Source organism: Pseudomonas sp. MD195_PC81_125 (assembly GCF_014060985.1).
Classification (GTDB): domain Bacteria; phylum Pseudomonadota; class Gammaproteobacteria; order Pseudomonadales; family Pseudomonadaceae; genus Aquipseudomonas; species Aquipseudomonas parakoreensis.
Map to the genome: position 1 here is coordinate 1 of NZ_JABULD010000789.1, position 807 is coordinate 807.

General features: G+C 50.4%; 1 pseudogene. It reads right to left on the bottom strand.

The annotated features are described in order from the left end of the window. Nucleotides 1–77: 77 nt before the first annotated feature. Nucleotides 78–534, bottom strand: a pseudogene (locus HT737_RS29295) (VOC family protein). Between the last annotated feature and the right edge of the window lie 273 nt (nucleotides 535–807).

An 807-nucleotide genomic window follows, 5' to 3' on the forward strand; every position in this document is an offset into this window, starting at 1 on the left:
GAATAAAAGCTGGCATTGGCACCGCGCCGCTCGCTGCCATTGCCAAGTCACTTAATCCAAGAGTGGCCGCTATTTTTTCAGATAAACGCAGTCTCGATAAACGCTTCCAGCGCCTTTTCTTCGAGTATCTCGATAGAGAAATGCCCGAAGCGCTTTGGTAGCCAGATAATACGTGCGCCGGCCGGGGATTGCAGATTCGCGCGAGCCAATGGCGCTCCATTTTCGTCTTGAGGCTGAACACCCGCGTTCATCAGCTCGTCATAGGCTTTTTTCGATATCTTTCGTTGAGTAGCAGTGGCGGTAAATCATGCCTTCACCTGAAGAATCCAAAAGCTCTTTCAGATTGCCTGCCAACGGTTGCACCAGCATGAAACGTTCTTGACCTATCAGAGCAATCGCGTAGCGAACATGCAGACCGCCCCGCTCCCAGACAAGTGTTTTGGAAATCCTGGCGTTTAGTATGTGTGCGTAGTAAGCACAGGCTTCCTCGAGATTATTGACCAGTACATCTACATGACTGAACTTCAGATCCATTGCATAGCCCCTGTCCAAAAGCCCCCATCATAATAGTCAGCCACTCGCCGGCGGACGCTATCTGAACTACCGCCCTGAATGTTGACATATTCGACTCGATCTTTTTCCCGGCTGATGCGTGGTTCGGTCGAATAGCTGAGAGATTCGTAGAAAATTCCAATACGACCTCATGGTATTCACATGTCGATATCAGACACGATCATGGCGCAATCAGGCTACTGAGTCAGCGACAAGGCCGGCTAAGGTGCCGTGTCTTCGTATCAAAACGACCCC